The following is a 4,366-nucleotide window of genomic DNA, read 5'->3' on the forward strand; positions in this document are numbered from 1 at the left end:
AGGTTGAGCGCCGTGCCTCAGCCAGGTCAGCACACGTTCCTGCTTCAACTCCGGCACACCGGCTTCTTTCAACGGATCAAAAATTCCAAGAATCTCCAGGAACCGGCCGTCGCGCGCTTTTCGTGAATCAGCGGCCACCACACGATACATCGGTCGTTTGTGTCTTCCCGTTCGAGCCAGTCTCAAATGTACAGCCACAACTGTCCTCCTTGTGAAAAATGCGGTTGAGGTTAAGGCTGAGGCTTAGGAGAGGAGCCGCTTTCAATCTCGGCCTCAACCTTGACCTTCACCTATTGCATCACATCGATCGCATGAGTTGGGCGAGCTGTCGACGCCCTCCTGCACCGGTCATTGCCTTTGCCAACTTCTTTGCGGACAGGAACTGCTTGATGAGACGATTCACATCCTGCACCGTCGTGCCGCTGCCACGAGCGATCCGCTTCTTCCGGCTTCCATTGATGATCGTATGATCCCGACGTTCCCGGGGTGTCATTGAGTCGATCACGGCGACCACACGACCGATCTCTCGCTCCGGCTTGTCGCCTTCGATCGTTTGCTTGAGTTTTTGCCCGCCGGGGAGCATGCCAAGAATCTGCTCAAACGAGCCCATGCGGTTCATTTGGCCGAGCTGGGTCCGAAAATCTTCCAACGTGAAGGTATTGCTGGTGAGCCGCTTCTGAGCTTCTTCCGCTTGCTCGCGAGTAATACTTTCTTGGGCTTTCTCAATGAGCGACAGCACATCGCCCATCCCAAGAATACGGGAAGCCATTCGGTCCGGATGAAACGGCTCCAGCGCATCCAGCTTTTCCCCGACACCGAGAAACTTGATGGGCTTGCCGGTTGCGGCCCGAATCGACAAGATCGCCCCTCCGCGTGCATCCCCTTCAACTTTGGTTAGAATAATTCCGGTCAAACCGACCTTTTGATCGAAGTGGCCGGCCATCGTAACCGCGTCCTGCCCAGTCATCGCGTCGGCAACTAACAGCACTTCTTGAGGAGACACGGCTGTTTTCACGGCGACGAGTTCGTCCATTAACTCGTCATCGATATGCAACCGACCGCCGGTATCCAGAATGATGAGATCAAAACCTTGATCGCGCCCCCGCGCTACCCCTTCTCGACAGATATGCACGACATCCGATTGGGAAGCTTCAACGAGATCCACACGATGAACCTCTACTCCGAGATCCCGACCGAGAGCACTCAGTTGCTCGCCGGCTGCAGGACGACGTGGATCGGCTGCAACCAACAGCACTCGCTTGCCTTGATTTTTAAACAGACGCGCGAGCTTGCCGCTGGCAGTCGTCTTTCCGGCTCCTTGCAGTCCAACCATCATCAGAATGGTCGGCGGCTTTGAGCTCAGGGCCAATCCCGCCCGCTCATGCCCCATCATCGCCTTCAGCTCATCCCAGACGACTTTGACGACCTGATGCCCGGGAGTCAGACTCTGCAGGACTTCCTGACCCACGGCCTTTTGACGGACGCGATCGATGAACTCCTTGACGATCTTAAAGTTGACGTCTGCTTCGAGAAGCGCAAACCGGACATCTTTCAGCGCTTCCGTGATATTCTGCTCCGTGAGCACACCCTGCCCTCGAAGCTTCTTCAGAATTTTCTCAAACTTATCGCTCAGCGCATCGAGCATGACGCCCCATCACCACAAAAAAGAAAAAGGCCATCGAAGCCTTGCACCAGACCTCCGATCGCCTCGAAAATCCTTGGAAAAGAGCACCGGGGAGTGTATCGGACCAAGCAGGGCAAGTCAAGGTCATCCCAAGGTCAGTAGTTTTATTGACATGCCGAAAACCATCGGATATGGTGCCTTTCAGCCACCAGAACCGCTGTACGGAAAGTTATAAAGAAAGTAGAATGGCCGCGTGAGAAAATCGCCCTGGGTTTTGCTCATCTTCGTGTTGATCGGAGGGCTCCTTGGAGGGATACTTGGGGAGATTCTCCACGTGATGGCACCTCAAGGCACCATTCAAAGCATTTTCGCAACGCACTTTAATCCTGGCATCAATCCGCCGCTCACCATCGACCTTGTCCTGCTCAAACTGGTCTTTGGGTTCAATATTAAAGTGAACATTCTGAGCATCCTGGGGATGTTCATCGGGATCTACCTTTACAAACACGTCTAGCATCTGAAACATTGGCCGACTTCCTTTTCCTGACACTGCAGCTCACCACCTCGCCGGGATTCAAGCGTGCCGGACCTATATCCGGTGCAAAGTGAACCTCAGAGGATCACGCTACCATACTCCTTCGATTCCTTAGGACTTCGCGTTCAACGCTTGAAGCCGGAGCGATCGAATTTGATTGCGCAGCTCCGCGGCCCGCTCGAACGCCAGCTCTTTGGCGGCAGCTTTCATTTCCGACTCCAGTCGTTCGATGAGCTGATCCGTTGATTCCGAACTCCCGTATGACTCGATCGATTCAGCTGCGAGATCCAATCGGACATAGTCCATGTCGGCCACCGCATACTCAAGGGAAGGAATACCTTTCGTAATACCGACCGGAATAATCCCATTGACGCGGTTATACTCGGCTTGGATCCCGCGGCGGCGGTTCGTTTCCTCGATCGCCTGCTTCATCGAATCCGTCACGCTATCCCCGTAGAAAATGACCCGTCCTTCAAGATTGCGTGCGGCTCGTCCGGCCGTTTGAATCAGCGCGCGGTACGAGCGCAGATACCCTTCCTTATCGGCATCAAGAATGGCCACCAGACTCACTTCGGGGAGATCGAGCCCTTCACGCAATAAATTGATTCCGACCAGCACGTCAAACGTCCCGCACCGGAGATCGCGGACGATTTCGGCTCGCTCAAGGGTTTTAATGTCCGAATGCAGATAGCGCACTTTGATGCCCAGGTCGTGATAATACTCGGTCAAATCTTCCGCCATGCGCTTCGTCAAGGTCGTAACCAGGACTCGCCCCCCCTTGGCCACTTCCGCGCGCACCTGGCCAAGCAGGTGGTCCACCTGCCCTTTGGCCGGCACAATATCGATCGGCGGGTCCATGAGACCCGTCGGTCGAACGATCTGCTCGACCACATTACGGCCGGCATGCTCCAGCTCGTAGCTACCGGGTGTCGCGGACACATACACCAACTGATTGAGGCAACTCTCGAACTCGGAAAACTTCAATGGACGGTTGTCGACCGCCGACGGGAGTCGAAATCCATACTCCACCAACGTCCGTTTTCTGGAATAATCTCCCTCATACATCCCACCGACTTGCGGCACGGTCGCGTGCGATTCATCGACGATCAACAGAAAATCCTTCGGAAAATAATCCAATAATGTGGGAGGCGGCTCACCCGACCTCCGCCCGCTGAGGTGACGCGAGTAATTTTCGATCCCATGGCAATACCCCATGGCTCGGATCATCTCCAGATCAAACTTGGTGCGCTGTTCGAGCCGTTGCGCCTCCAGCAGCCGACCCGTCTTCCTGAACAAGGCCAAGTGTTCCTCCAATTCTTCCTCGATGCCGGTGATGGCGCGCTCATAGCGATCGGGAGCAATGAGATAATGGGTGTTCGGATAGATGGCGATCTTGGGAAGCCTGGCCAATGATTTCCCGGTGAGTGGATCGATTTCATGAATGGCATCCACAACATCTCCGAACAGCTCGATGCGCACCGACTTGGCCTCAGACGAGGCAGGAAAAATCTCGATCACGTCTCCACGCGCCCGGAACGTCCCCCGATGAAAATCCACATCATTGCGCTCGTATTGAATCTCCACCAGTTTCGATAATATCTTCTCTCGCCTCGTTTCGACGCCCTCCTCCAAATAAATGAGCATGTCATGGTAGACCTCCGGTGACCCCAGCCCATAGATACAGGACACCGAGGATACGATCAGCACATCGTTTCGCTGCAACAGCTCGGTCGTGGCGGAGTGGCGCATCTGATCAATGGCATCGTTGATCGAGGCATCCTTCGCGATATACGTGTCGCTCTGCGGGATATACGCCTCCGGTTGGTAATAGTCGTAATAGCTCACGAAGTATTCGACAGCGTTGCGGGGGAAAAACTGCTTGAACTCTTGATAGAGTTGGCCGGCCAACGTCTTGTTGTGCACCAACACGAGCGTCGGCTTCTGGACACGTTCGATGAGATTCGCCATCGTGAAGGTCTTGCCGGACCCCGTCACTCCGAGCAATACTTGGTGCCTCGTCCCGGACTGCACTCCAGCGGTCAATCTTGCGATGGCTTCCGGCTGATCCCCGCAGGCTTGAAATGGAGCCTCTAACTTAAAGGGTGGCACGGTCCTCTCCCGGTGAAACAAGGTGGACAGAACTCCAGATGGACATCGATGACCCCTGACGTCGCGATTCGGAAAGAAAAAAGGGCCGCCGGAAACTC

General features: G+C 54.9%; 4 protein-coding genes. 1 reads left to right on the top strand and 3 read right to left on the bottom strand.

What is annotated here, in order from left to right:
* A partial coding sequence (gene rpsP, locus ACOSYY_RS06570; RefSeq protein ID WP_421661467.1) for a 30S ribosomal protein S16 occupies positions 1 to 198 on the bottom strand: 198 nt, incomplete at its 3' end.
* Between the two features lie 100 nt (positions 199 to 298).
* Complete coding sequence (gene ffh / locus ACOSYY_RS06575) at positions 299 to 1,645, bottom strand: signal recognition particle protein (protein ID WP_421661468.1); 1,347 nt, start codon at positions 1,643 to 1,645, stop codon at positions 299 to 301.
* 232 nt (positions 1,646 to 1,877) lie between these two features.
* Here ffh and ACOSYY_RS06580 point away from each other — a divergent pair, with 232 nt between their 5' ends.
* Positions 1,878 to 2,138, top strand: coding sequence for a DUF4321 domain-containing protein (locus tag ACOSYY_RS06580; protein ID WP_421661469.1), 261 nt, complete (start codon positions 1,878 to 1,880; stop codon positions 2,136 to 2,138).
* A gap of 132 nt (positions 2,139 to 2,270) precedes the next feature.
* On the opposite strand, the gene uvrB is transcribed toward ACOSYY_RS06580, so the two are convergent.
* The gene (uvrB, locus tag ACOSYY_RS06585) at positions 2,271 to 4,268 is read right to left on the bottom strand and encodes an excinuclease ABC subunit UvrB (protein WP_421661470.1); all 1,998 of its coding nucleotides are present in this window, start codon (positions 4,266 to 4,268) and stop codon (positions 2,271 to 2,273) included.
* Between the last annotated feature and the right edge of the window lie 98 nt (positions 4,269 to 4,366).

The sequence above is a fragment of the Nitrospira sp. BLG_2 genome, from assembly GCF_049222245.1.

Bases quoted from the DNA above. Each gene is read 5' to 3' on its own strand.
- ffh (WP_421661468.1), bottom strand. From the start codon at position 1,645: ATGCTCGATGCGCTGAGCGATAAGTTTGAGAAAATTCTGAAGAAGCTT.